The sequence below is a fragment of the Pseudomonas sp. NFACC32-1 genome (assembly GCF_900101215.1).
Taxonomy (GTDB): domain Bacteria; phylum Pseudomonadota; class Gammaproteobacteria; order Pseudomonadales; family Pseudomonadaceae; genus Aquipseudomonas.
Genome location: NZ_FMUL01000007.1, coordinates 110233 through 136157 on the forward strand (window position 1 = coordinate 110233; position 25925 = coordinate 136157).

The 25925-nt window shown below is 60.7% G+C and carries 23 protein-coding genes; 9 read left to right on the forward strand and 14 right to left on the reverse strand.

What is annotated here, in order from left to right:
* The 6 genes from BLP99_RS13265 to BLP99_RS13290 are packed head-to-tail and all read left to right on the forward strand — an operon-like array spanning window position 1 to window position 7121.
* On the forward strand, window positions 1–1443 hold the full coding sequence (locus tag BLP99_RS13265) for a mannose-1-phosphate guanylyltransferase/mannose-6-phosphate isomerase (protein WP_092180502.1): 1443 nt from the start codon (window positions 1–3) through the stop codon (window positions 1441–1443).
* Window positions 1443–2240, forward strand: a complete 798-nt coding sequence (locus BLP99_RS13270) for an ABC transporter permease (RefSeq protein WP_092180504.1) — start codon at window positions 1443–1445, stop codon at window positions 2238–2240. Before BLP99_RS13265 ends, BLP99_RS13270 begins: the two co-directional genes overlap by 1 nt.
* A complete protein-coding gene (locus BLP99_RS13275) occupies window positions 2240–3505 on the forward strand; it encodes an ABC transporter ATP-binding protein (protein WP_092180506.1) in 1266 nt (421 codons plus the stop codon). Before BLP99_RS13270 ends, BLP99_RS13275 begins: the two co-directional genes overlap by 1 nt.
* A complete protein-coding gene (locus tag BLP99_RS13280; protein WP_072459054.1) occupies window positions 3502–4869 on the forward strand; it encodes a glycosyltransferase family 4 protein in 1368 nt (455 codons plus the stop codon). Before BLP99_RS13275 ends, BLP99_RS13280 begins: the two co-directional genes overlap by 4 nt.
* Window positions 4860–5990 carry a glycosyltransferase family 4 protein gene (locus BLP99_RS13285; protein WP_072459055.1) on the forward strand — a complete coding sequence of 377 codons (1131 nt, stop codon included), beginning with the start codon at window positions 4860–4862 and terminating at the stop codon, window positions 5988–5990. Before BLP99_RS13280 ends, BLP99_RS13285 begins: the two co-directional genes overlap by 10 nt.
* The gene (locus BLP99_RS13290; protein ID WP_072459056.1) at window positions 5991–7121 is read left to right on the forward strand and encodes a glycosyltransferase family 4 protein; all 1131 of its coding nucleotides are present in this window, start codon (window positions 5991–5993) and stop codon (window positions 7119–7121) included.
* Between the two features lie 78 nt (window positions 7122–7199).
* Here BLP99_RS13290 and BLP99_RS13295 read toward each other — a convergent pair whose 3' ends face one another.
* Together BLP99_RS13295 and BLP99_RS13300 are read right to left on the reverse strand one after the other, a co-directional pair.
* Window positions 7200–7826 carry a glutathione S-transferase family protein gene (locus BLP99_RS13295; RefSeq protein WP_072397424.1) on the reverse strand — a complete coding sequence of 209 codons (627 nt, stop codon included), beginning with the start codon at window positions 7824–7826 and terminating at the stop codon, window positions 7200–7202.
* 126 nt (window positions 7827–7952) lie between these two features.
* Window positions 7953–8855: a LysR family transcriptional regulator gene (locus BLP99_RS13300; protein WP_072397436.1), complete on the reverse strand. Its 903-nt coding sequence runs from the start codon at window positions 8853–8855 to the stop codon at window positions 7953–7955.
* A 228-nt stretch (window positions 8856–9083) separates the two neighbouring features.
* Here BLP99_RS13300 and BLP99_RS13305 point away from each other — a divergent pair, with 228 nt between their 5' ends.
* The gene (locus BLP99_RS13305) at window positions 9084–11297 is read left to right on the forward strand and encodes an LTA synthase family protein (RefSeq protein ID WP_092180508.1); all 2214 of its coding nucleotides are present in this window, start codon (window positions 9084–9086) and stop codon (window positions 11295–11297) included.
* 59 nt (window positions 11298–11356) lie between these two features.
* On the opposite strand, the gene BLP99_RS13310 is transcribed toward BLP99_RS13305, so the two are convergent.
* From BLP99_RS13310 to BLP99_RS13330, 5 genes are all read right to left on the reverse strand, one after another.
* The gene (locus BLP99_RS13310) at window positions 11357–12346 is read right to left on the reverse strand and encodes an aspartate-semialdehyde dehydrogenase (RefSeq protein WP_072397455.1); all 990 of its coding nucleotides are present in this window, start codon (window positions 12344–12346) and stop codon (window positions 11357–11359) included.
* Window positions 12347–12419: 73 nt separating this feature from the next.
* Complete coding sequence (gene rarD / locus BLP99_RS13315; RefSeq protein WP_092180510.1) at window positions 12420–13349, reverse strand: EamA family transporter RarD; 930 nt, start codon at window positions 13347–13349, stop codon at window positions 12420–12422.
* Window positions 13346–14092, reverse strand: a complete 747-nt coding sequence (locus BLP99_RS13320) for an iron-containing redox enzyme family protein (protein ID WP_072397459.1) — start codon at window positions 14090–14092, stop codon at window positions 13346–13348. Before BLP99_RS13320 ends, rarD begins: the two co-directional genes overlap by 4 nt.
* A gap of 82 nt (window positions 14093–14174) precedes the next feature.
* On the reverse strand, window positions 14175–14969 hold the full coding sequence (locus BLP99_RS13325; protein ID WP_072397461.1) for a HalD/BesD family halogenase: 795 nt from the start codon (window positions 14967–14969) through the stop codon (window positions 14175–14177).
* Window positions 14970–15027: 58 nt separating this feature from the next.
* Window positions 15028–16254, reverse strand: coding sequence for a cation:proton antiporter domain-containing protein (locus BLP99_RS13330; RefSeq protein ID WP_072397471.1), 1227 nt, complete (start codon window positions 16252–16254; stop codon window positions 15028–15030).
* A gap of 328 nt (window positions 16255–16582) precedes the next feature.
* Between BLP99_RS13330 and ftrA the strand changes: the two genes are divergently transcribed.
* Window positions 16583–17578: a transcriptional regulator FtrA gene (gene ftrA, locus BLP99_RS13335; protein ID WP_072431325.1), complete on the forward strand. Its 996-nt coding sequence runs from the start codon at window positions 16583–16585 to the stop codon at window positions 17576–17578.
* Window positions 17579–17602: 24 nt separating this feature from the next.
* Here the strand turns inward: ftrA and nudK are convergent, their stop codons facing one another.
* Entirely contained in the window at window positions 17603–18199 is a 597-nt protein-coding gene (nudK, locus tag BLP99_RS13340; protein ID WP_072397475.1) for a GDP-mannose pyrophosphatase NudK, read from the reverse strand.
* Window positions 18200–18362: 163 nt separating this feature from the next.
* On the opposite strand from nudK, the gene BLP99_RS13345 reads away from it, so the two are divergent.
* Window positions 18363–18788, forward strand: a complete 426-nt coding sequence (locus BLP99_RS13345; protein ID WP_072397477.1) for a VOC family protein — start codon at window positions 18363–18365, stop codon at window positions 18786–18788.
* Between the two features lie 85 nt (window positions 18789–18873).
* Here the strand turns inward: BLP99_RS13345 and glmS are convergent, their stop codons facing one another.
* The 6 genes from glmS to atpG all read right to left on the reverse strand — a co-directional run bounded on the left by glmS (window position 18874) and on the right by atpG (window position 25903).
* Complete coding sequence (glmS, locus tag BLP99_RS13350) at window positions 18874–20706, reverse strand: glutamine--fructose-6-phosphate transaminase (isomerizing) (protein ID WP_092180512.1); 1833 nt, start codon at window positions 20704–20706, stop codon at window positions 18874–18876.
* A gap of 1 nt (window position 20707) precedes the next feature.
* Window positions 20708–21484, reverse strand: coding sequence for a DeoR/GlpR family DNA-binding transcription regulator (locus BLP99_RS13355; protein ID WP_072397481.1), 777 nt, complete (start codon window positions 21482–21484; stop codon window positions 20708–20710).
* A 201-nt stretch (window positions 21485–21685) separates the two neighbouring features.
* Entirely contained in the window at window positions 21686–23053 is a 1368-nt protein-coding gene (gene glmU / locus BLP99_RS13360) for a bifunctional UDP-N-acetylglucosamine diphosphorylase/glucosamine-1-phosphate N-acetyltransferase GlmU (RefSeq protein WP_072397483.1), read from the reverse strand.
* Between the two features lie 114 nt (window positions 23054–23167).
* Entirely contained in the window at window positions 23168–23593 is a 426-nt protein-coding gene (locus BLP99_RS13365; RefSeq protein WP_072397485.1) for a F0F1 ATP synthase subunit epsilon, read from the reverse strand.
* A gap of 45 nt (window positions 23594–23638) precedes the next feature.
* The gene (atpD, locus tag BLP99_RS13370; RefSeq protein WP_053149215.1) at window positions 23639–25015 is read right to left on the reverse strand and encodes a F0F1 ATP synthase subunit beta; all 1377 of its coding nucleotides are present in this window, start codon (window positions 25013–25015) and stop codon (window positions 23639–23641) included.
* A gap of 27 nt (window positions 25016–25042) precedes the next feature.
* Window positions 25043–25903 (reverse strand): F0F1 ATP synthase subunit gamma, encoded by an 861-nt coding sequence (gene atpG, locus BLP99_RS13375; protein WP_072397487.1) that lies wholly within the window; start codon window positions 25901–25903, stop codon window positions 25043–25045.
* Window positions 25904–25925 lie beyond the last annotated feature (22 nt).

Below are 25925 nucleotides of genomic sequence, written 5' to 3' on the forward strand. Positions count from 1 at the left end.
ATGCTGATTCCCGTGATTCTCTCCGGCGGTGCCGGGACGCGGCTGTGGCCGGTATCCCGCGAGGGCCAACCCAAGCCGTTCATGCGCCTGCCCGATGGCCAGTCCCTGCTGGGCAAGACCTACCGTCGCGCCGCCAGCCTGTTCGATGGCCGGGGCGACATTGTCACCGTGACCAATCGCGAGTACTACTTCCAGAGCCGCGACCACTATCAAAGCGCCAATCTGACCCGCCATCGCGGTCATTTCGTGCTCGAACCCACGGGTCGCAACACCGCGCCGGCCATCGCCACGGCGACGCTCGCGGTGCAGGCCATGCATGGGGACGATGCCATCCTGATGGTGATGCCTGCCGATCATCTGATCCGCGACGAAGCCGCTTTCAAGGCCTCGGTGGAGCACGCCATGGAACTGGCCAAAGGCGGCCACCTGGTGACCTTCGGCGTACTGCCTGCCACGCCGGAAACCGGTTTCGGCTATATCGAACGGGGCAAGCCCCTGGATACCAAAGGTGCGGCCAAGGTCGTGCGCTTCGTCGAGAAACCCGATCTGCAGACCGCCACTCAGTATCTGGAGAGCGGTCGGTTCCTGTGGAATTCGGGCATGTTCTGTTTTTCCGTCAAGGCCCTGCTCGCCGAGTTGCAGATCCACGCCCCCGAACTGCTCGAACAGGCCCGGGCCTGCGTGGCGGTCAGCACTGCCGTGGAAACCTCGGGCTGCGTGCAGCAGGAGCTGTCCGCCACCCATTTCGCCGAGATGCCGGATATCTCCATCGACTATGCCCTGATGGAACGCTCCGGCAATGTCGTGGTGATCCCGGCGGCCTTCGACTGGAGCGACATCGGTTCCTGGAGCGCCGTCGCCGGGCTGGTGCCCGCCGATGCCCAGAACAACCGCGTCAGCGGCGAGGCGCTGTTTATCGACAGCCGGAACAATTACGTCCAGGGCGAAGGCCGGCTGGTGGCCACACTGGGTGTGGAAAACCTGATCATCGTCGACACCGCCGACGCCATCCTGGTCGCCCACGCCGACCGCGCCCAGGACGTACGCTGCGTGGTACGCCAGCTCAAGGACAAGGAGCACGAATCCTACCGCCTGCATCGCACCGTCAGCCGCCCCTGGGGCAGCTACACCGTGCTGGAACAGGGCCCGCGCTTCAAGATCAAGCGCATCGTGGTCAAGCCCGGCGCGGCACTGTCACTGCAGATGCACCATCACCGCAACGAGCATTGGGTGGTGGTCGAAGGCATGGCCAAGGTCACCAATAACGGCTCCGACCCACACCTGGTGGCCAAGAACGAATCCACGTTCATCCCCGCCGGACATCGCCACCGCCTGGAAAACCCGGGGGTGATCGACCTGGTGATCATCGAGGTGCAGAGCGGCGAATACCTGGGCGAAGATGACATCGTCCGCTTCGAAGACCACTACGGCAGGGCCGTCTGATGCTGCTGACCCTGCATCGCGCCCTGTGGGGCTATCGCGGCTTCATCCTGGGCAGCGTCAAGCGCGAATTCCAGGCCCGGTACCGCAACTCGCTCTTCGGCGCGCTGTGGACGGTGCTCAACCCGCTGTCGATGATCCTGGTCTACACCGTGATCTTTTCCCACATCATGCGTGCGCGCCTGCCGGGGGTGGAAGACGGCATGGCCTACAGCGTCTACGTCTGCGCCGGCTTGCTCACCTGGGGTTTCTTCGCGGAAATCACTACCCGCAGCCAGGGCATGTTTCTGGAGAATGCCAATCTGCTGAAGAAGATCAGTTTCCCCAGGATCTGCCTGCCACTGATCGTTCTGCTCAACGCGGGGATCAATTTCGCGATCATCCTCGGGCTGTTCCTCGGCTTTCTCCTGTTGACCGGCCGCTGGCCTGGCATGGCGTTGCTGGCATTGCTGCCGTTGCTGGCGGTGCAGATGATATTCGCCGCAGGGCTGGGCCTGCTGCTGGGGATCCTCAACGTCTTTTTCCGCGATGTGGGGCAGTTGTTCGGCATCTGCCTGCAGTTCTGGTTCTGGCTCACACCGATCGTTTATCCGATCACCATCCTGCCAGAGCCGATCCAGCGATTGCTGGCCCTCAATCCCATGACCGCACTGATGCAGGGCTACCAGAACCTGTTTCTTTACAACCAGTGGCCGGCCTGGCAGTCCCTGCTGCCGTTGCTGGTCGCCGGGTTGCTGCTGTGCGTGCTGGGCTTGCGGATGTTTCGCCTGCGCGGCGGTGAAATGGTGGATGAACTCTGATGGGATATTTGCACGTCAGTGGCCTGGGCAAGGCCTACAAGCAGTATCCGAACCGCTGGAGCCGGCTGTTCGAATGGCTGATCCCCTTTTCCCGCCAGCGCCATCAGTTGCACTGGGTCCTGCAGGGGGTGGATTTCGAGATCCAGCCCGGTGAAGCCGTGGGGATCGTCGGCGTCAACGGCGCGGGCAAGAGCACGTTGCTCAAGATGATCACCGGCACGACCCAACCCACCTGCGGCCACATCCGGCTGCAGGGGCGTGTCGCCGCGCTGCTGGAACTGGGAATGGGGTTTCACCCGGACTTCACTGGCCGCCAGAACGCCCTCATGGCCGGTCAGTTGCTGGGCATGCAGGTCGAGGAGATCGAAACGCTGATGCCGCAGATCGAAGGGTTTGCCGAGATCGGCGACGCCATCGACCAGCCGGTACGAACCTATTCCAGCGGCATGCAGATGCGCCTGGCGTTCAGCGTCGCCACCGCCCGACGCCCGGACATCCTGATTGTCGACGAGGCCCTGTCGGTCGGCGATGCCTACTTCCAGCACAAGAGCTTCGAGCGCATCCGCAGCTTCCGCAAGGCCGGGACCACGCTGTTGATCGTGTCCCACGACCGCTCGGCGATCCAATCGATCTGCGACACCGCCATCCTGCTGGAAAACGGGCGCATGGCCATGCACGGCAAGCCGGAAGAAGTGATGGATTACTACAACGCCATGCTGGCCCAGCGCGAAGGCCAGGTCGTGCGCCAGGAGATGCTCGCCAATGGCCAGGTGCGTACCATCTCCGGTACCGGCGAAGCCGGCATCCTCGACGTTCAATTGCTCAACAGCCAGGGACAACCGGTGGAAGTGGCTGAAGTCGGCCAGCCCGTGGTGTTGCAGGTCCGGGTCGAAGTGCGCCAGGACATCGAGCGGCTGGTGCTGGGATTTTTGATCAAGGACCGCCTGGGACAACCCATGTACGGCATCAATACCCATCGCCAGGACCAGGCCGTGACCGACCTGGTGGCCGGCGAACACGTCACTTTCCGTTTCAGTTTCGACATGCGCCTGGGCAAGGGCAACTATTCCGTGGCGTTGAGCCTGTCGCGCCTGGATTCACACCTGGATCGCAATTTCGAGTGGCGCGACTACGGGTTGGTGTTCCACGTCATCAACAACCGTCAGGAAGACTTCGTCGGCTGCTCCTGGCTCCAGGCCCGTACCAGCATCCAGAGGCAAGGCCTGTCCACCGCCCAGGCATTACCGCAAGAGGAGCTGCCATGACGCGCCTGTTGGTGGAGTGCACCTATGTCTATGAACATCCCAAGGCGAACTCCGGCATCCAGCGGGTGGTACGTAACGTCATCCGTGAACTGCCGACGAAGGGCCAGGGGCGCGAATGCTTGCCCGTGGTGATGTTCCGGGGCGAGATCTACGAAGTGAAAAGCCTCGCGCCGCTGCCAGACAGGGGACTGGACCTGGTCAGCCTGCGCGGGCGCCTGGAACGAGCCGCCAATCTCTTCTGGCTCGCGCAGCGAACCCTCGAATCGCGGCGGCCCTTCAACCAGTCGCTGTGGGCCCGACGCTTGCTCTACGCAGGCTGCCGGCTGTTTGCCTTTGGCTGCCTGAGCATTCCGATTCGCCTGATCGACCGCCTCCTGAGACATAAACCGGCCCCGGCGCGCATCGTGCCCCTGCAACATCGGGCCGGCGATACCCTGGTATTGCTGGACTCCTCCTGGCACGCGGACTTCTTTCCTCTGGCCGAGCAGCTCAAGCGCGATGGCGTCCGGATCGTTTCGGTGATCTACGACCTGATCCCCCTGACCCATCCGCAATTCTGCGACGAAGGGCTGGTCAAGGTGTTCAACCGCTGGTTCGACTGGATCGCCCGCACGGCTGACGGCTATGTCGCCATTTCCGCCACCATCCGGGACCAGGTACGCCAGGAAATGGTGCGCCGTATCGGCGAACAGCGCGTGGAGGAGCGCTGGTTCGACTATTTCCACCTGGGCAGCGAACTGGACCTGGCGGACGCCGATAGCGCCATTGACCGGGAGCTACAGCGCCTGTTCGAGCAGCCCGAACCGGTGTTCCTGATGGTCAGCACCATCGAACCACGCAAGAACCACGCGTACCTGCTCGATGCATTCGAACGGGCCTGGGCTGCCGGCTCGCAGGCACGGCTGTGCATCATCGGGAAGATCGGCTGGAAATGCGAAGCCCTGATCGAACGCATCCGTCGCCATCCACAACTGCATCGACGCCTGTTCGTGTTCAACGATGCCTCGGACCAGAGCCTGGAACACGCTTACCTGCAAGCCACCGCATTGGTGTTTCCGTCCTATGTGGAAGGCTTTGGCCTGCCGCTGGTCGAAGCCATGCAGCGCGGGCTTCCGGCGATGGGCAGCGACATCGAGGTGTTTCGCGAAATCGGGGGTGAATTCATGGCCTATTTCGATCTCGACGATCCTCAAAGCCTGGCGGACCTGGTCACCGGCATGGAGCACAGCGGCGTATTTCCGGCCGCCCGCCCCTTGGATCAATGGCAATGGTTGAGCTGGCGCCAGGCCAGTGAGCAACTGGTGGAACGCATCGAGCGACACAGCGGCAACGGGGTCGTCGACAGGGAACCGGTATGCGGATAGCCCTCAATGCACGAATCCTCAGGGGACCTCGCACCGGCATCGGCCACTATGTGGCGGAGCTGGCCACGGCCCTGGTCCGGGAACCGGACGTGCAGCTGTCCTTGTTCCATGGCTGGGGCTGGAGCTCGGAGTTGCCGCAAGCGACCCTGCCGGGTTATTCGCGCCTTGCTCCCCTGCTTCGACAGGTTCCAGGCGCGTATCGGGCGCGACGCTGGATGGAGCAGCGGCGCTTCGATCAACGTCGCTGCGAGACCATCGACCTGTACCACGAGCCAAGCCTGTGGCCGCTGGCTTTCGAAGGGCCTACGGTCATGACCCTGCATGACCTGACTCACCTGCGCTACCCCGAGACGCAGCCGCTGGCGCGGCTCAGGGAAATCGAGCGGCGGCTGGACCATGCGGTGCAACAGGCGCAGTTGATCCTGACCGACTCGCAGTTCATCGCCGATGAAGCCCAGCGGCATTTCGGCCTGCCGGCCGAGCGCCTCAGGGTTGCCCCGCTGGGGGTTGCGGCGCGCTTCCACCCGCGCAGCCCAGAGGCGGTCGACTCCGTGCTCAAGGCCCATGGCCTGGAAGCAGGCCGCTACTTCCTATGTGTCGGCACCCTGGAACCGCGAAAGAACCTGTCGCTAGCCCTACGGGCGCACGCCAGGTTACCTGAATCCATCCGTCAGGCTTTTCCTTTGTTCATAGTAGGAATGAGCGGATGGCAACACGCACAACTCAACGACGAGTTGAAAAAGGCCATGGCCAGCGGTCATGTTTGCCTGGCAGGTTACCTGCCCGATGAACAGGTCGCCCATTTACTGGCGGGGGCCAGGGCATTGATCTTCCCATCGCTGTATGAAGGCTTCGGCCTTCCGTTGCTGGAAGCCATGGCCAGCGGCATACCGATCATCACGACCCGTTGCTCGGCGATGCCGGAAGTGGCCGGGGAAGCAGGCAATTATTGCCAGCCCGACGATCCGCAAGGCATGCGCGACGCCATGTGCCGATTGATAGAGGACCACTCGCACTGGCAGGTGTGCCGGGAAGCGGGATTGCAACAAGCGGCACTTTTTACCTGGGAACGCTGTGCGAAGGTCACCGCCCACGCGTATCGCCAGGTTCTGGGAGGTTGAATGCGAGTCCTGCACTTTTACAAAACCTATTTGCCTGACTCCATGGGTGGCATCGTGCAAGTCATTTTCCAACTGTGCGAAAGCAGTCACCGGTTGGGTATCGATAACACCGTCCTGGCCTTGAGCGAGCATCCCGCCTCAGGACCGATCAGGATCCGACAGCATGACGTCCATCAGACCCGAATGGATTTCCAGCTGGCTTCAACAGGTTTCTCCTACAGCGTATTCAGGAAGTTTCGCGAGCTGGCGGCCGAAGCCGACGTGATCAATTACCACTTCCCCTGGCCAATGATGGACCTGGTGCACTTCTGCAGTTCCATAAAAAAGCCCTACGTCGTGACCTACCATTCGGACATCGTTCGCCAGCGGCACCTGCTCAAGTTGTATCGTCCCTTGATGCGGCGCTTTCTCAACGGCGCCGATCGCATCGTCGCAGCGTCTCCCAACTATGTGGAGACCAGCGAGGTACTGAAGGCGTACCGCGACAAGACCCGGGTCATCACCTATGGCCTGAACAAGGCCAGTTATCCACAGCCCGACGCCGAGCGCATGGCCCGGTGGAAAGCGAAACTGGGTGAACGCTTCTTCCTGTTCGTCGGTGTGATGCGTTACTACAAGGGCCTGCATATCCTGCTCGACGCCCTCAAGGGGGTGGACTACCCGGTCGTCATCGTGGGAGCAGGCCCACTGGAAAAGGCATTGCACGCCCAGACGGCGGCGCTGGGGCTGCGCAATGTGCACTTTCTCGGCTACCAGGGGGACGAGGACAAAGTGGCCCTGCTGGAACTGAGCTACGCCATCGTGTTTCCTTCGCACCTGCGCTCCGAAGCCTTCGGGATCTCCCTGCTCGAAGGCGCGATGTACGGCAAGCCGATGATCTCCAGCGAGATCGGTACGGGCACCAGCTACATCAATATCCATAACGAAACCGGCCTTGTCGTCCCCCCCAGTCAGCCCGAGGCATTGCGTGAGGCGATGCGCACCTTGTGGGAAAACCCCACCAGGGCCCAGGAAATGGGTATCAAGGCAGAGGCCCGCTACAAGCAGCTGTTCACCGCTGAAGAAATGGGCCGCAAATGGGTGGAGTTGTATGAAGGGCTGCTGCAGGAAAAAGCGCTCAGCTATGCCTAAAAAGGTCTTTCTGCGAAGGGGAAACAAGCCAAAGGGGTGAGAGGAACCGTCCCCCCACCCCAGATGATGACCACTTCTTCAGGCATGTGCTTGCAGGCCCACGGCGGTACGCGGCATGCCCACGAACCCTGGCAAGGCTTCGATGCGCGCCAGCCAGGCACGCACATGAGGGTATTGCTCGAGGGATACATTGCCTTCCGGAGCATGGGCAATGTAGGTGTAGCCAGCGATGTCGGCAATCGTCACGGCATCACCCGCCAGATAAGCGCTACCACCCAGATGCTGGTCGACCACCTTGAGCAATGCGTGGGAGCGGGCAATCACATCTTCGGCGTTGTAAGACGCGCCGAACACCGTGATCAGGCGTGCGGTGGCTGGCCCCGAATGAATCGGCCCGGCCGCCGCCGACAACCAGCGCTGCACCTGGGCAGCACCGACCGGATCGGTGGGCAGCCAGCGACCTTCGCCATATTTCTGTGCCAGGTACACCAGGATGGCGTTGGAATCGGCCAGTATCACTCCGTCATCGTCAATCACCGGCACCTGCCCGAACGGGTTGATGGCCAGGAAATCCGGTTGCTTGTGCGCGCCTTTGGCCAGGTCGACGAAGATCACTTCGACAGGCAGATCGAGCAGCGAAAGCATCAGCTGGACACGATGCGCATGGCCGGAAAGGGGGAAATGATAGAGCTTGATGGGTTTCATGGGGCGACTCCGCTGGAAGTGACGCCATCAGCAGAACGGCGTCGATGGGGTCATCTTCCCCTTCCACCGGACATCGGAGAATCACCCGGAAACGCAATCCATCATTTCACCAAGAGAAATAATGCCTCAGCCTTTCAAGGCCGGGTGTCTGCGCAGAGCGTTAACCGTGAAATCGACAAAACTGCGAACCCGCGCCGGCGCATTGCGCCCTCCCTGGTACACCACGTGAATCGGCAGGGGCGGCAGTTCAAAGTCGGCCAGCACGATTTCCAACGCACCGCTCTGGACCTCACCCGCCACCTGGTAAGACAGGACCCGCGTCATCCCCAGGCCTCGACAGGCCGCCGTGATGGCGGCCTGGTTGGCCGTCACCACCAGGCGGGGCACTGGCCGGACCGTCAACGGTTGCCCGGCGTCGAGGAAGGTCCAATGCCTGATCTGGCCAATGGCCGAAGATGCCACCACCGGCATGCGCTCCAGATCCTCCGGATGCCGGGGCCGGCCATGGCGAGTAAAGAAATCCGGGGATGCGCAAACGACCCGTCGTACTTCGCCGACACGCACCGCATGCTGGTTGCTGTCCGGCAACTCGCCGATCCGCAAGGCAACGTCCATGCCCTCTTCCACCATGCTGACAACTCGATCCAGCAGCAAGGCATTGACGCTGACTTCGGGGTACTGCTGCAGGTAATCCACCAGCACCGGGGTAACGAATGATTGGCCGAACAGCACGGGGGCGGTAATCGTCAGCTGTCCGCGGGGCTGGGCGTGACTGCCGGCCGCCGAGTCTTCTGCCTCCTGCAGGTCGGTCAGGATCCGCCGACAGTCCTCGAGGAAGCGTTGGCCTGCTTCGCTCATATACACATTACGAGTGGTGCGTACCAATAAAGGCGTGCCAATGCGTTGTTCCAACGCGGCCACCGCACGGGTGACACTGGCTGCCGACAATCCGAGACGCCGCGCAGCCGCGGAAAAACCCGACTCCTGGGCCACGGCGACAAACACCTGCATTTCCTGGAACCTGTCCATCCATCCCCCGACGAGAAATCCTGATACAAGTTTTGTGCGCGCCCGAAGCCGCACCGCACGGCCATTGTAGAGGCTCGGGCAAGCGAACCACAGCGCAACGCGCCAGGACAATCGGCCATAGACGGCTTCGCTTGTTACCATTCCCTTTTCAATGACAAGTCAAAACCCTGTGGACAAGCCTGCTTCCCAGGGTTGGTGTGCGGCTGACTCCCTTCAAAGGCCTGTTTCATGAACAAGACTTACCGTGCTTTGACCCATCCCCTCGCCTCCCTTGTCGCCCTGGCCGGATGCGTATTGCTCGTTCCTCTGGTCATGCGCCTGGCGTTGGGCTGGTCCGAGCCCCTGGGTTACCTGTCGGACCTGGGCAGCGGCGGCTTGCTGATCGCGCTGCTCCACCGTCGTCCCGGATGGTTGGTACTGCCCGTACTGCTGGCCTGGAGTGCACTGACATTGGCCAATATCGAACTGATCAGCGCGGTCGGTCGAATGCCCAACCCTTCGGACCTGCATTACCTGCTCGACCCGCAATTCGTCGAGAACTCCACCAGCGGTGGCTTCGCCCATCCCTGGCTGGCAGCCCTCCAGCTGACGGCGCTGGTGCTCTGGCTGGCGGTCCAGAAGACTAGCCCACCGCCCCTGGCGCCACGCTTGCCACGCCACGCCTGGGCATTGCCCACGCTGCTGTTGCTGGCCCACGGCGCGGTGCAATCCTGGCGCCCCAGCGAGGCAGACCAGTGGAACCTGTTCAACCTGCCCCATCAGCTCGTGACCGCAGGCATTGCCGCCGGGCAGGAACGGGCCCAGCTATGGCTCGACGGCGGTGAAGACGTCCTCACTCCACCAATGGAAGGCCTTACCCGGCTGGACCTCGATGGACAAAGACTGCTGGCAGCGCCGGGGCAGGCGCGCAACGTCCTGATCATTGCCCTGGAAGGCATCCCCGGCGCCTACATAAGCGCCAACCGCCAGGCGTTGAAAAGCAGCTACCAGGAAGACCTGATGCCGCGCCTCAGTGCCTGGGCCGAACGCGGCATGAACACCCCCGATTATGTCCTGCATAGCCACCAGACCATTCGTGGCCTCTATGCAATGCTATGTGGCGACTACGACAAGCTCGACGACGGCACACCCAAGGGTGTCGAGATGCTGAACCAGACCCAGCGCAACCGGGCCTGCCTGCCGGCGCAGCTGCGCCAGCACGGGTTTTCCACTCACTTCCTGCAAGGGGCTGGCCTGCGGTTCATGGCCAAGGACCGGATCATGCCGCATATCGGTTTCGACACGACCCTGGGCATGGAGTGGTTCACCAAGCCGGCCTACCTGGATTTCCCCTGGGGCAAGGACGACAGGACATTCTTCGAAGGCGCGCTGAACTACGTCGGGCAGCTGCAACAAACGGACAAGCCCTGGATGCTCACCCTGCTGACGGTCGGTACGCACCAGCCCTATTCCGCGCCGGAAGACTATTTGCTGCGCTACGACACTGCCAAGCGGGCCGCCGTGGGTTACCTGGACGATGCCCTGGACAGTTTCCTGGCGGGCCTGGAACGTCAGGGCATCCTGGAAAATACGCTGGTGGTCATTACCTCGGACGAGTCCCACGGGCTGGACGACATACGCCTGGCATCGTCCTGGGGGTTCAACCTGACGCTGGCGCCGGAACCGTTGCCCAGGATCAAGCCCGGTGTGCACGGCCATGTGGACCTGACCGCCTCGGTCCTCGATTACTTCGGTTTTGCGGTGCCTACGTCACTGTCCGGCCGCTCGCTGTTCAGGGACTACGCGACGGGTCGGGAAATCATGTCGTTCACCAACGGCAAGCTGCGTTATCACGACGGCAAGGGCACGTTCACCGAATGCGACTTCCTGCAACGGTGCCGTTATTACGCCAGCGAAGGCTTCATCGCCGACCAGGCCACCTATGCCGGGCAATACAGCGGCCGGCGCGCCAGGTTGATCAAGGCCCGGGCCGTGGCACTGGACCAGACCCTGCTGCCCACGCCCCTGAACCAGCGCTATCAGTTCGGCAGCTCCGAGAGGATCCCGCTTCCAGCCCAGGTTTCCAACGACTGGACCGATAACCTGATCGGCGCCCAGTACCTGGAAATGCCCAAGGGTTCCCAGACCCGTGTCAGCCTGAATATCCGCGCCGTGGACGCGAACCATGCGGCCTACATTTCCCTCAAGGCCAAGGAGTTCGAACGGGATGTGCCGATGGACCTGCCGACAGACGTGGCGGTAACCTCCGATCAGCCGCTGGTGATGGACATCAGTTTCGATAACCCTCAAGCGCGCAAGGCGTTTTCCTTCCACTTGCTGGGCCATGGGGAGGGTGCCATCGAAATCAGTGACTTCAGCGTCGTCACCGAACTGCCGGAGCAGACGGACCAGCCGGAATACCTGGACGACATGCAGGACGACAGCGAAGCGCAATCCAGTTGAACAAAAAACGCGCAGTCACTGGATGTGGCTGCGCGTTTTCTGTTCAGGGCGTTGATCGATCAGTCATTGACCAACTGCATGATCTCGAACGCGTTCAGCGCCGCACCACGCAGCAGTTGGTCGCCGCTGATGAACAGGTCCAGCCCGTGCTCGCCATAGATCAGGTTGTAGCGGATCCGCCCGACTTCCACGGCGTGCTTGTAGGTAGATGTCATCGGCATCGGGTAGATGCTCTTCGCAGGCTCATCCACCACCTCGACCCCCGGCGCGGCGCGCAACAATTCGCGCACCTGCTCCAGTGACTTGATCGGCTTGCTGAAGCGCAGGCTCAGGCTCTCGGCGTGGGAGCGCAGGGTTGGCACCCGGACGGCGGTGGTGCTGATGGCCAGTTCCGGCTCGTCCAGGACCTTGCGCAGCTCCCAGACCACTTTCATTTCTTCACGGGTGTAGCCGTTGTCTTCGAACGAATCGACCTGGGGAATCACGTTGAACGCCAGGTTATGGGCGAAGTTCTCGCTGCCGTCCTGATCGCCATAATCGCTGAAGGCCTTGGCCTTCTCCCGCAGTTCCAGCATGGCCGGCTGACCCGCACCGCTGGCGGCCTGGTAGGTGGAGATGATGGCGCTTTCCAGCCCATAGGTGTCATGCAGCGGTCCCAGTACCATCAGCGCGATGGCCGAGGAGCAGTTGGGGTTGGCGATGAGTTTCTCACCCTTGTAGCGCTGGCCGTTGATCGGCGGCACCAGCAGCGGAATGTCCTTGTGGTAACGGAAAGCCGACGAGTTGTCGATGACATAGGAGTTTTCGGCCAGACGCTCGCCATATTCCAGGGCGAAGGAGCCGGAAACACACAGGAAAACGATATCGCACGAGGCACAGCCTTCGACCGAAAAGGGTTCGATCAGGTGCTCGGTATTGCCCGCTTTCAAACGCTTGCCCGCCGAACGCTCAGAGGCCATGCAGACCACTTCGTAATCGGTGTTCTCAAGCAATTGCAGCATGGTCATGCCCACTGCACCGGTACAACCCACTACGGCCACTTTCTTCATTTCGACTCGATTCCCTTATCCAAAACCTTATCCGACAAACCCGCGCCGCCAGGCGGCGGCACGGGCAGGTACGTCATGCCGTGCGCATCTGCACGGACAACCTGGCGGCTGCCGCTGCGCGCTGGACCCGGATGGAGTTCCAGGTAAACAGCGCAAGCGCCAGCCAGATGAACGAGAAAGCCGCCAGTTTCAACGACGAGACCGGTTCACCATAAACGAACGCCGCCAACAGGAAGTTGCAGATTGGCGGGACAAATTGCAAGAAGCCCAGCGTGATCATCGACAGTTGCTTGGCAGCCAGACTGTACCACCACAAAGGCAATACTGTGATCAGCCCCGTCGCAACCAGCAGCAGATCCCGGGTACCCGACTGCAGGAACTGATGCCCCATCCCCTGGGCCTGTGCCCAGAGCAGGAACACTGCCGCGAACGGCAACAGTACCGCGATTTCGAGGGTCTGGATGACCACCGGATCGCCGGGAACCTTCTTCTTGAAGATGCCGTAGAAGGAATAGCAGAAGCCGATGACCAATGCGATCCAAGGGAAGGAATGCAGGTTCAGCAGCTCGAACGCCATGAGGGTCACGCCCGTGACGGCCAGGAAAATGGCCCAGGCCTGCAAGGTCGTGAGGCGCTCCTTGAAGATCAACCGCGACACCACCATGCTCATGATCGGGCTGAGGAAATAGCCGAAAGCCACCTCCAGCACCCGCCCGGTCATGATTCCGTAGATGTACATCAGCCACCACAGCCCCAGCACGGCGGATACGGTGAGCACGTTGGTCGGGCGAACCGTCTTGAGGGTGGAACGCAAGGTTGCGACCCGTGCGGTCACCAGTACCAGGGCCACGAGAAACAGCTCGGCGAACACCACCCGCCACGACAGCAGGTGGTAGGCGTCGAGACCGGCCAGGGGCTTGTACCAGAGTGGGTAGGATCCCCAGAGCAGTGTGGCGCCCAGCCCGAAGGCCACGCCTTGCCCGGATTCGTTCTTGACGGTCATTGACGTACCTCACTGTTGAGTTTGCGCTCGATGCCGTCCCAGTACACTTCCATCAGGTGCAGGTACTGTTCGATGCCCTCGGCGAAAAGACGACGCTCCTCCGGGGTCTGCAGGTGCTTCTCCATGACGTTGAACACGGCATTGGAGTGGCCGACTTCGACTTCCATGTGCAAGGTCCAGAAGAAACGGCCGCGCTCGCTCACGCCTTCCTTGATCAAGCCGTCGTTGTACTTGGAAACCATCGACGCCGACATCGCTTCGTCGGCGAACAGGCCGCCCAGCGCCTTCTGCAGCGGTGGCTTGCTGTAGAGCGCGCAGATACCGTCGTTCAGGGCCTGGGTGCTGGGGAGGCACTTGTAGGAGTCGATCTGCTCTTCGCTGATGCCCTTGTCGAGCAGGAACTTGCGATACAGGTCCGAGTGGGACTGGGTTTCGCCCAGTTCGTCACGGGCGTTGAACGCGATGGTGCGCAATACCGCTTCGTCGCGGGTGATGGTGGAAATGCCACACACGTAGAACGGCAGGTACTTGAAGTAGTGCAAGGTCTCCAGGTACAGCACCTTGCTCTGCTCCGGCGGCAGGCCGTGCTGCGCGTAAGTATTGAGGAACGGGTGTTCGGTGGCCCGGTGCTTGAGGATGTAGTCGATCTGCTCATCCATGAACAGCTTGAGCTCCAGGTCGACACCTTCGTTGCGCACGACGTAGGCGGTTTCGGATTGAAAGGTTTCTTGAGTAATGGACATGGCCTGCTTCCTTGAGCCCCGGGGGCAACGTTGATTCGAATAGAAAACCGGACGGACACCCGTCCGCCCGGTCGTTCACTGGTCAGGCCTCTTCGGCGGTCCTGGCCTTGGTATCCCAGATCACTTCGATACTTTCATGGGCCACGTCGGTGCGGCGGTCGTGGGCGCTGGCCCAGCAGGTGTTGAGAATGATGCGGGTGGTTTCCTGCTGGATCGGCACGACGTGGTGCAGGGTGGTATCGGACTTGAGGAAGTACACGTCGCCCTTGAGGTGGTGATAGGACTTGATCGGATTGTTCAGGATGTATTCCCAGATCCGTGGGTTCTGTTTGTCCCATTCGCTGTGCGGCACGCATTGCAGGACGCCACCGATCGCCGGGTCCTCGGGGGCTTCGATGATCCAGATCATGGTGTAGGGGTAGTCGCCCCAGTGCCAGCCGTGGGTATCGCCTGGATGGCTCAGCTTGGTGATCAGGTACTGCTCCTGCTCCCAGCAGGAGGCCAGGTCGTCGCCGGCGATGTTGCCCAGGAAATTGCGCAGCGATTCAGATTTGTAGAGCGCCGGAATGTATTGACCACCCTCGGCGATTTCCGGTTGGTTGACGTTATACATCTTGCGATAGGTATTACCGGTCGAGGGAACGGTGACATCGCGACGGACCGAGTACTCATCCAACAGCGCATGAACTTCAGTGTGAACGTTCTGCAGAAGATCCTTGGGGAGAAACGAGAAATTCTTGAAGTTGAAATACCCATCGCGGCGAAATTCATTACGAATCTGCTTCATGCGGTTTTCATCTTGCAAGAGGGCCTGGAAGTGTTTGGAAAGTTGCTGCTCCATTACCTCGACTACCAGGCTGGATTTTTGTTCGCTCATTTATCGCTCCATTCCATTGTTATCGGTCGGTTGTACAAATCCATGTGGGCACCGTGCATCACGGTTTGCTCAGGGCCCACGAAGAAAACACTTTCCTGTTTTGCAGACTCATCAGCGGACCGGTCATCAGCGTCGTGATGATGGTCATGATCACCAGGGCCGTGAACAGCCCGTTCCCGATGATGCCCATGTCCAGTCCGATCTTGAGCACCACCAGTTCCATCAGCCCGCGGGTGTTCATCAGGGCGCCGACGGTCAACGATGTCGACCAGGAGCACCCCACCAGCCGAGCGCCCAGCCCACTGCCGGCGACCTTGCCGACCACTGCCACCAGGAGGATTACCAGCAATCCCAGGAGGCCCAGGCCGGAGAACGCCGAAGCGGTGGTGCTCAATCCCGCGAGCGTGAAGAAACAAGGCATCAGGATGATCAGCGAGACGTGCTCCAGACGTTCGATGATCATGTCCAGCAACCGCTGCTCCCGTGGCAGGCATAGCCCGAACAGGAAGGCGCCGAACACCGCGTGCACCTGAAGTGCATGGGTCAGGCTGCCGTAGATCAGCACACCGGCCAGCAACGCCACCAGCACCATGGGCTGTGCGAGACGTCCTTCGGCGGCGAGCCAGCGGGCCAGCAGCGGCTTGAGCACCAGGAAAGAGAACGCCACCAGCAGCAACAGACAGGCGCCACGGGCTGCCAGCGCCATCCAGTTGCTGTCCTGGCCGTTCACCATCGCCACGGCGGCAATCAGCATCCAGGCCACCACATCGCTCATGGCGGCGGCCAACAAGGCAATCGCACCGGTTTGCGTGCCGAGCATCCCGCGCTCCTTGAGGATCCGCGCCAGCACCGGAAAGGCAGTGACCGAGAACACCGTGCCGATGAAAAGGACGAAGCTCAGCCTGGAGACCTGGGGCGTGGCGAAATGCTCGAATAGCCAGGGGGCAATCGCGGCGCCCAGAGAGAAGGGAATGACAATGCTGAAGCAACCGATGATGATCGCCTTTAAACCAGTCCGGCTCTGGGTCAATGGGAAACGGAACTCGGCACCGATGACGAACATGAACAATAGAATGCCCAGTTCACTCAGTACCTTCAGTTGGGTAATGGCCTGACTATCGAATAGTTGTTGATGGAATACCGGAAACAACTGCCCCAGTACGACGGGCCCCAATACGAAACCGGCAATCATCTCCCCAACCACTTGAGGTTGCCCCAAGCGATTGAATACCGCGCCCAGAAGCTTTGCCGACAACATCACAAACAGTATCTGGATCAGCAACATAGTCCATTCCTTCACAACGTCCAGGTTAATCCGGATACAACCGTCAAACTTCCGCAACGCCATCGCCAGCCAGACAACATCCTTGAGAAACCTCAATGGGGCGCGCGCGCATCAACCACTCGTTCAATCGATTTTTTGTATAAAGCAGGAATAATTCTGGAAGGTGACAATCCCTACCGGTGTGTTGGGGTGGACACCGGTCATGCGACTGTCACCTTTGTAAGGTGCAACCGTCTTGTTTTTTCCTGATTGCCTGTCAGCGATTGTAGGGACATGGGCCAGTCCGCTACAGTGCAGCAGACGACAATAAACGGTGATTTTACGCCAAATGCACGCTCAACCCGGAACTGTGGCCATCCTTGTTTATGAAGGCCTGTGCGTCTTCGAATTCGGTATCGCCCTGGAAATATTCGGCCTGCCTCGTCCAGAGCTGGATGTCCCCTGGTACAGCCATCGGATCGTCGCAGTCGATCCGGGGCCGATGCATGCCTTGGGCGGCCTGCAGATCTCCGTCGATGCGGGGCTGGAAGAGCTTGAAACGGCACAGACCATCGTCGTCCCCGGCTGGCGCAATCGTCGTGATCCGCCCCCAGAAGCCTTGCTGCAAGCCATCAGGAGGGCCCATGCCCGGGGCGCCCGCCTGCTGTCGATCTGCTCGGGGGTGTTCGTGCTCGCCGCTACCGGATTGCTCGACGGCGAGACGGTGACGACCCATTGGCAATTTTCCCGCGAACTGGCCGAACGCTTCCCGCTCATCAAGGTGGACCCGAACGTGCTGTATGTCGACTCCGGGCAAATCATCACCTCCGCCGGCAGCGCAGCGGGCATCGATGCCTGCCTGCACCTGATCGCCCGGGATTTCGGCACCCATATCGCCAACTCCGTGGCTCGCCGCCTGGTCATGGCCCCGCAGAGAACGGGGGGCCAGTCGCAATTCATCGTCGCGCCCGTATGCAAGTCGCCTCGCAACGAACTGAGTCGCGTGCTGCAGTGGATCCGCGAAAACCTGGATAAGCCCCTGAGCGTGTGCGAGATGGCGGCCCGCGTTGCCATGAGCGAGCGCACCTTCCTGCGTCGCTTCATTGAAACCACGGGCCTTTCACCCAAGGCCTGGCTGCAACAGGAACGACTCAACCGGGCCAGGGAACTGCTGGAAACCACCGACCAGAGCACAGCCGGTATCGCCCAGGCCTGTGGCTATCGGTCGGTGGAAAGTTTCCGGGCGGCGTTCAGGAACGCTGTCGGTTTGCCGCCCTCGGCCTATCGGGAAAGGTTCGGCGGCGGCGAGGTCAGCGCTCAGGCGGCCTGGGTGGCCAACTATTGAAGCCATCCAGGCGCCCTGCCGGATCTAATCCAACAGCCGATGCAATTTGGCGTACTGCAGCAGCATGATGGTCTTGCCGTCGCAGATTTCTCCGGTCTCGATCATGCCGAGGGCCTGATCGAGCGGGAGTTCCAGCACTTCGATCTCTTCGCCCTCGGCCTCAAGCCCACCGCCCTCGTGTTGCTTGTCTTCGTCGAAATATTCGCCGACGAAAAAATGCACCCGTTCGGTCACCGACCCCGGGCTCATGAATGCGTCGAACACCTTGCGCACATGCTGGACGACGTAACCGGTTTCCTCCTGGGTTTCCTTGCGGATGCAGGTGTGCGGATCGTCATTGTCCAGCAGGCCGGCGCAGGTCTCGATCAACAGGCCATCGTGCCCGTTGACGAAAGCGGGGAAGCGAAACTGCCGGGTCAGCACCACGGTCTGCTTGGCCTTGCTATACAGGAGGATAGTGGCGCCATTGCCGCGGTCATACGTCTCGCGCGTCAGCTCGCGCCACTGGCCATTGCGGCCGAGGTAGTCATAGGTAGTCTTGCGCAGCACATACCAATTGTCCGAGAGGACCTCGACCTGCTTGATACGGACACGATCCCGGGTATTGCTTGCCTGTGTCATTGAGCCGCTCCATCAGGATGAAAAACCAAAGGCACGATAGCGCACCTGCCAGCCTGTCGACTTGAACAGACAACAAATCGTGCCGGACGACTTCCTGATAGTCTTGTCCATGCCTCACCGGCCCAGGCAACTGGAGAAGACCCCGCCCCCTGGAGATAGGAAAATGACTCCCTTCAAAGTCAGTCATATCGACCATGTCGTACTGCGTATTCTCGACATGGACCGCAGCCTGGAGTTCTATACGGAAAAACTCGGATGCCCCATCCAGAAGCGTCGCGATGACCTGGGCATGATTCACCTCGCCGCAGGTTCTTCGCTGATCGACCTGGTGGACCTGAACGGTCCCCTAGGCCGGGAAGGCGGCGGATTCGCCGATCATCAGCATTCGAACGTGGACCACGTCTGCCTGCGCATCGAACCGTTCGTCGAGGAAGATATCCTTCAGTACCTGGCGTCGGTAGGCGTACCGGCGGAGAAAGCCGCCACGCGTTACGGGGCTGAAGGCAACGGTCCGTCCATCTATTGCCATGATCCGGATGGCAACAAGGTGGAGCTGAAAGGGCCTCCTGTTTCAGGCCCTCGGGGATGAGGTGCGCCGGATAGATCCGTTTGCGTAAGCACGTTAACGGCAGGGCGGCTTAAGCGTGTGTGTACAGCCACCCGGCGCAACCCACTCACTCCACCGTCACAGACTTCGCCAAGTTGCGCGGCTGGTCCACGTCGGTGCCCTTGAGCACCGCGACGTAGTACGACAGCAACTGCAGCGGGATGGTGTAGAGGATCGGCGACAGGATGTCGTGGATGTGCGGCATATGCACCACGTGGGTGCCTTCGCCATTGCTCATCCCGGCCTTTTCGTCGGCGAAGACGATCAACTGGCCCCCACGGGCACGCACTTCCTGCAGGTTTGACTTGAGCTTTTCCAGCAGTTCATTGTTCGGTGCCACGGTGACCACCGGCATGTCGTTGTCCACCAGCGCCAGCGGACCATGCTTGAGCTCGCCGGCCGGATAGGCCTCGGCGTGGATATAGGAAATCTCCTTGAGCTTGAGCGCTCCTTCCATCGCCACAGGAAACTGCGCACCACGCCCGAGGAACAGGGTGTGGTTCTTCTCGGCGAACAGCTCGGCGATTTTTTCCACGGTGCTGTCCATCGCCAGCGCCTCGCCCAGGCGAGCCGGAAGACGACGCAACTCTTGCACCAGCCTTGCCTCGACGCCCGCCGCCAGCGTGCCACGTACCTGGCCCAGGGACAGGGTCAGCAACAGCAAGCCCACCAGTTGGGTGGTGAACGCCTTGGTGGACGCCACGCCGATTTCCCGGCCGGCCTGGGTCAGCAGGGTCAGGTCGGACTCACGCACCAGTGAACTGATGCCGACGTTGCAGATCGCCAGGCTGGCGAGGAAACCCAGTTCCTTGGCGTTGCGCAGCGCCGCCAGGGTATCGGCGGTTTCGCCGGACTGGGAAATGGTGACGAACAAGGTGTCCGGCTGTACCACCACCTTGCGATAGCGGAATTCGCTGGCCACTTCGACCTGGCACGCAATACCCGCCAGCTCTTCCAGCCAGTAACGGGCAACCATGCCGGCGTGATAACTGGTGCCGCAGGCGACGATCTGCACATTGCGAACCCTGGCGAACAACTCGGCCGCTTGTGGACCGAACGCCTGGACCAGCACCTGGTTCTGGCTCATGCGGCCTTCGAGTGTGCGTTGCACCACGGCCGGTTGCTCGTGGATTTCCTTGAGCATGAAATGGCGGAACTCGCCCTTGTCGGCGGCCTCGGCGCCGTCACGGTACTGGACGGTCTCGCGCTCGACGGCTTTGCCATCGAGGTCCCAGATCTGCACGCTGTCCCGGCGGATGTCGGCGATGTCACCCTCTTCCAGGTACATGAAACGGTCGGTGACCTGACGCAGCGCCAACTGATCGGACGCCAGGAAGTTTTCCCCCAGGCCCAGGCCGATCACCAGCGGGCTGCCGCTGCGGGCCGCCACCACGCGATCTGGCTGACTGGCGCTGATCACCGCCAGGCCATAGGCACCGTGCAGTTCCTTGACAGTCGCCTTGAGCGCCACGGTCAGGTCAGCCAGTTCCTTGAGCTTGTGGTTGAGCAGGTGAGCGATGACTTCGGTATCGGTGTCCGACGTGAAGACATAGCCCTGGGCCTTGAGCTGTTCGCGCAGGGCTTCGTGGTTTTCGATGATGCCGTTGTGCACCACCGCCAGATCACCGGAGAAATGCGGGTGGGCATTACGCTCGCAAGGCGCTCCGTGAGTGGCCCAGCGGGTGTGGGCGATGCCCAGGCGACCGATCAGTGGCTCGGCGTCCAGCGCTTGCTCCAGCTCGCTGACCTTGCCCGGACGACGCATGCGCATCAATTGTTCATCGTTGGTGAAAACCGCCACGCCGGCGCTGTCATAGCCGCGGTATTCCAGGCGCTTGAGGCCTTCGAGCAGGATGGCCGTGATGTTGCGTTCAGCGACGGCACCGACGATTCCACACATGTTATTTCTCCTGGCTGACAGACGCGCAGATCACATGGATGCCGCGGGCCTGAATCTGATCGCGTGCCTCCACGGGCAGGCGATCATCGGTAATGAGGGTATGGACGCTGCTCCACGGCAGTTCCAGGTTGGGGATCTTTCGACCGATCTTGTCGGCCTCCACCATCACGATCACTTCGCGAGCGACCTCAGCCATCACGCGGCTCAGGCCCAGCAGTTCGTTGAAGGTGGTCGTACCGCGAACCAGATCGATGCCGTCGGCACCGATGAACAGCTGGTCGAAGTCATAGGAACGCAAAACTTGCTCGGCAACCTGGCCCTGGAACGATTCGGAATGAGGGTCCCAGGTGCCACCGGTCATCAGTAGCACCGGTTCGTGTTCCAGTTCGCTCAAGGCATTGGCGACGTGCAGGGAATTGGTCATCACCACCAACCCAGGCTGCAAGCCGAGTTCAGGGATCATGGCGGCGGTGGTGCTGCCACTGTCGATGATGATCCGCGCGTGTTCGCGGATCCGCTTCACGGCGGCCCGGGCAATGGCCTGTTTGTATTTGGAAACGGTTTGACCGTTTTCCGCCACCAGCTCCTGCGGCATTGGTACAGCACCACCGTAACGGCGCAGCAGCAGGCCATTGGTCTCCAGGGCGGCCAGATCCTTGCGAATCGTAACTTCTGAGGTTTCGAAGCGTTTGGCCAACTCATCCACACTCACCTCGCCCTGCTCTTGAAGCAGCGCCAGGATGTTGTGGCGACGTTGTGGTGTGTTGCGTTTGGACATGACGGCCTAAGTTTCGATTCGAAAGATAACGTAACTAATCAAAACCCATTACGGAGTTTCCGTCAAGGCGGAGGAAGAAAAATTCAGAAATTCGATGCAGAAACGGGCTCGCTCGCGAAGGGGCATGTCAGACACTGGAGCAGTGAAATGACACACCATTTCGCAGGCAAGCCCGCTTTCAAATGGGACTGTGGATAACTTTCAGGGCTTCCTGATCTTTTCCGGTCGTCTCCAGCCATCGATGTTACGTTGACGAGCCCGTCCCACCGCCAATTGGGCGTTATCCACATTCTGGGTGATGGTGGAACCGGCTGCGGTGGTCGCACCACTGGAGATATCCACAGGCGCTACCAAGGAATTGTTCGAGCCAATGAACACATCCTCGCCCAACACGGTTTTCCATTTGTTGGCCCCGTCGTAGTTGCAGGTGATGGTGCCGGCCCCAATGTTGGTGCGAGCGCCAACCTCCGCGTCTCCCAGATAGGTCAGGTGCCCGGCCTTGGCGCCTTCCCCCAGATGAGCATTCTTCAGCTCGACGAAGTTACCCACATGGGCGCGGGCTTCCAGCACGCTGCCAGGGCGCAGGCGGGCAAACGGGCCGGCGTCGCTGCCTTCTCCCATCACCGCGCCTTCAAGGTGGCTGTTGGCCTTGATCACCGCGCCTTTGCGCAAGGTACTGTCCTTGATGACACAGTTCGGGCCGATGACCACGTCGTCTTCGATGACAACCTTGCCTTCGAGGATGACATTGATGTCGATGACCACATCGCGGCCCACGCTGACCTCTCCACGTACATCGAAACGGGCGGGATCACGCAGGGTCACGCCTTGGGCCATCAGGCGACGGGCCGCGCGCAATTGGTAGTGGCGCTCCAGCTCGGCCAACTGCCGGCGATCGTTGGCCCCCTGCACTTCCATGGCGTCCAGGGGTTGTTCGGTGGCCACCACCAGGCCGTCAGCGACAGCCATGGCAATCACATCGGTCAGGTAGTACTCACCTTGTGCGTTATCGTTCGACAGGCGACTCAGCCAGCCATCCAGGCGCTTGGCCGGTACGGCCAGGATCCCGGTGTTGCCCTCGGTGATAGCCCGCTGGGCTTCATTGGCGTCTTTCTGTTCGACGATAGCCGTAACCTGGCCAGCGGCATTGCGCACGATGCGGCCATAACCGGTCGGGTCGTCCAGCTCGACGGTCAGCAGACCCAGTTGGTCCGGGGTGACATGCTCGAGCAGGCGCTGCAAGGTATCGACTTCGATCAACGGCACGTCGCCGTAGAGAATCAGTACGGTATCGGCGCTGATGAACGGCACGGCCTGGGCCACCGCGTGGCCGGTACCCAGTTGCCTGTCCTGCAGGACAAAATTCAGGTCATCAGCCGCCAGGCGTTCGCGAACCGCATCGGCACCGTGGCCGATCACCACATGGATTCGCTGTGGATCGAGTTGGCGGGCGCTGTGGATAACGTGGCCAAGCATGGAATTACCGGCAACCGGGTGCAGGACCTTGGGCAGCGCCGAACGCATGCGAGTGCCTTGACCGGCCGCGAGGATAACGATTTCGAGAGACATGACTGGCTACCAATCCTGGGTGGTCAGCGGCTGCGACCAGATAATGAGTGTCAGAAAAGAAAAAAGGGTAGCCGAGGCTACCCTTTTTAATCAATCGCACAGAAAGCTGACGGCTTAACCGCCGAACTTCTTGCGGATCTGCTGGACGGTGCGCAGCTGGGCTGCAGCCTCGGCCAGACGTGCAGCAGCAGAACCGTAGTCGAAGTCTGCGCCTTTTTCGCTCAGCGCCTTTTCGGCAGCCTTGACGGCTTCCTGAGCGGAGGCTTCGTCCAGGTCGGCAGCACGTTGCACGGTGTCGGCAAGGACCTTGACCATGTTCGGCTGAACCTCGAGGAAACCACCGGAGATGTAATACACCTCGACTTCCCCGCCCTGCTTGATCAAGCGGATCGGACCTGGTTTCAGATTCGTGATCAGCGGTGCGTGACCCAGGGCGATACCAAGATCCCCCAGCTCACCATGCGCAACCACCATCTCGACCAGACCGGAGAAAATTTCTCCTTCCGCACTGACGATATCGCAATGGACTGTCATAGCCATCTGATTGCCTCAACCTAAATTAGCGCCCGTTGCCGGGCGCCGGGATTACAGTTTCTTGGCTTTCTCGATCGCTTCTTCGATGCCGCCGACCATGTAGAACGCTTGTTCTGGCAGGTGGTCGTAGTCACCGTTGAGGATGCCTTTGAAGCCAGCAATGGTGTCTTTCAGGGAAACGTATTTACCCGAAGCACCGGTGAAGACTTCAGCCACGAAGAACGGCTGCGACAAGAAGCGCTGGATCTTACGAGCACGGGCAACCAACTGCTTGTCGGTTTCCGACAGCTCGTCCATACCCAGGATCGCAATGATGTCCTTCAGCTCTTTGTAGCGCTGCAGTACGTATTGAACGCCGCGAGCGGTTTCGTAGTGCTCGTTGCCGATCACGTTCGGGTCCAGCTGACGCGAAGTCGAGTCCAGTGGGTCTACCGCTGGGTAGATACCCAGGGAAGCGATGTCACGAGACAGTACGACGGTGGCGTCGAGGTGGGCGAAGGTGGTCGCCGGCGACGGGTCGGTCAAGTCGTCCGCAGGAACGTATACGGCCTGGATCGAAGTAATCGAACCTTGCTTGGTCGAAGTGATGCGCTCTTGCAGCACGCCCATCTCTTCAGCCAGGGTCGGCTGGTAGCCTACTGCCGAAGGCATACGGCCCAGCAGTGCGGATACTTCGGTACCGGCCAGGGTGTAACGGTAGATGTTGTCGACGAACAGCAGAACGTCGTTACCTTCGTCACGGAACTTCTCGGCCATGGTCAGGCCGGTCAGGGCTACGCGCAGACGGTTTCCCGGCGGCTCGTTCATCTGGCCGTAGACCAGTGCCACTTTGTCCAGAACGTTGGAATCCTTCATCTCGTGGTAGAAGTCGTTACCCTCACGAGTACGCTCACCCACACCGGCGAACACGGAATAACCGCTGTGCTCGATGGCGATGTTACGGATCAGTTCCATCATGTTCACGGTCTTGCCTACACCGGCACCACCGAACAGACCGACTTTACCGCCCTTGGCGAACGGGCAGACCAGGTCGATAACCTTGATGCCGGTTTCCAGGAGGTCGTTGCCGCCAGCCTGTTCAGCGAAGGACGGCGCAGGACGGTGAATGCCCCAACGCTCTTCTTCGCCGATCGGACCAGCTTCGTCGATCGGGTTGCCCAGTACGTCCATGATCCGGCCCAGGGTCGCTTTACCGACCGGTACGGAGATGGCTGCGCCAGTGTTGTTGACGTCCAGACCGCGCTTCAAGCCCTCGGTGGAGCCCATCGCAATGGTACGAACCACGCCGTCGCCCAGCTGCTGCTGAACTTCCAGGGTGGTTTCGGCGCCTTGAACCTTCAAGGCGTCGTAGATGCTCGGTACGCTGTCGCGTGGAAATTCCACGTCGATAACGGCGCCGATGATTTGAACGATACGTCCGCTACTCATAGCTGGATCCTCTGAATATTTGAACCGTTAAACCGCGGCAGCGCCGCCGACGATTTCCGAGATCTCTTGGGTGATCGCAGCCTGACGCGCCTTGTTGTAGATCAGCTGCAAATCGCTGATCAGATCACCGGCGTTGTCAGTAGCGTTCTTCATCGCGATCATCCGCGCGGCCTGTTCGGCTGCGTTGTTCTCGACCACCGCCTGGTACACCTGCGACTCCACGTAGCGGACCATCAAGCCGTCAAGCAGCTCCTTGGCATCGGGTTCGTAGAGATAGTCCCAGTGGTGCTTGAGTTCCTGTTCCGGGGTCGCCACCAGTGGAATCAACTGCTCCACGGTTGGCTGTTGCGTCATGGTGTTGATGAACTTGTTGGATACCACGGACAGGCGGTCGATCCGGCCTTCCAGATAAGCATCCAGCATCACCTTGACGCTGCCGATCAAGTCATTGATCGACGGCTCTTCACCCAGGTGGCTGATAGCGGCGACGACGTTACCGCCGAAGTTGCGGAAGAAAGCCGCACCCTTGCTACCGACCACGCACAGATCGATCTCGACGCCTTGTTCGCGGTTTACCGCCATGTCCTTGACCAGGGCCTTGAACAGGTTGGTGTTCAAGCCACCGCACAGACCACGGTCACTGCTCACCACAACGTAACCAACGCGCTTGATGGCGCGCTCGATCATGAACGGGTGGCGATATTCCGGGTTGGCGTTGGCCAGATGACCAATCACCTGGCGGATGCGCTCCGCATAAGGACGGCTAGCAGCCATGCGCATTTGTGCCTTGCGCATTTTGCTGACCGCCACTTTTTCCATGGCGCTGGTAATTTTTTGCGTGCTTTTGATGCTCGCAATCTTACTGCGAATCTCTTTTGCGCCTGCCATGTAACACCTATCAGGTTAGCAA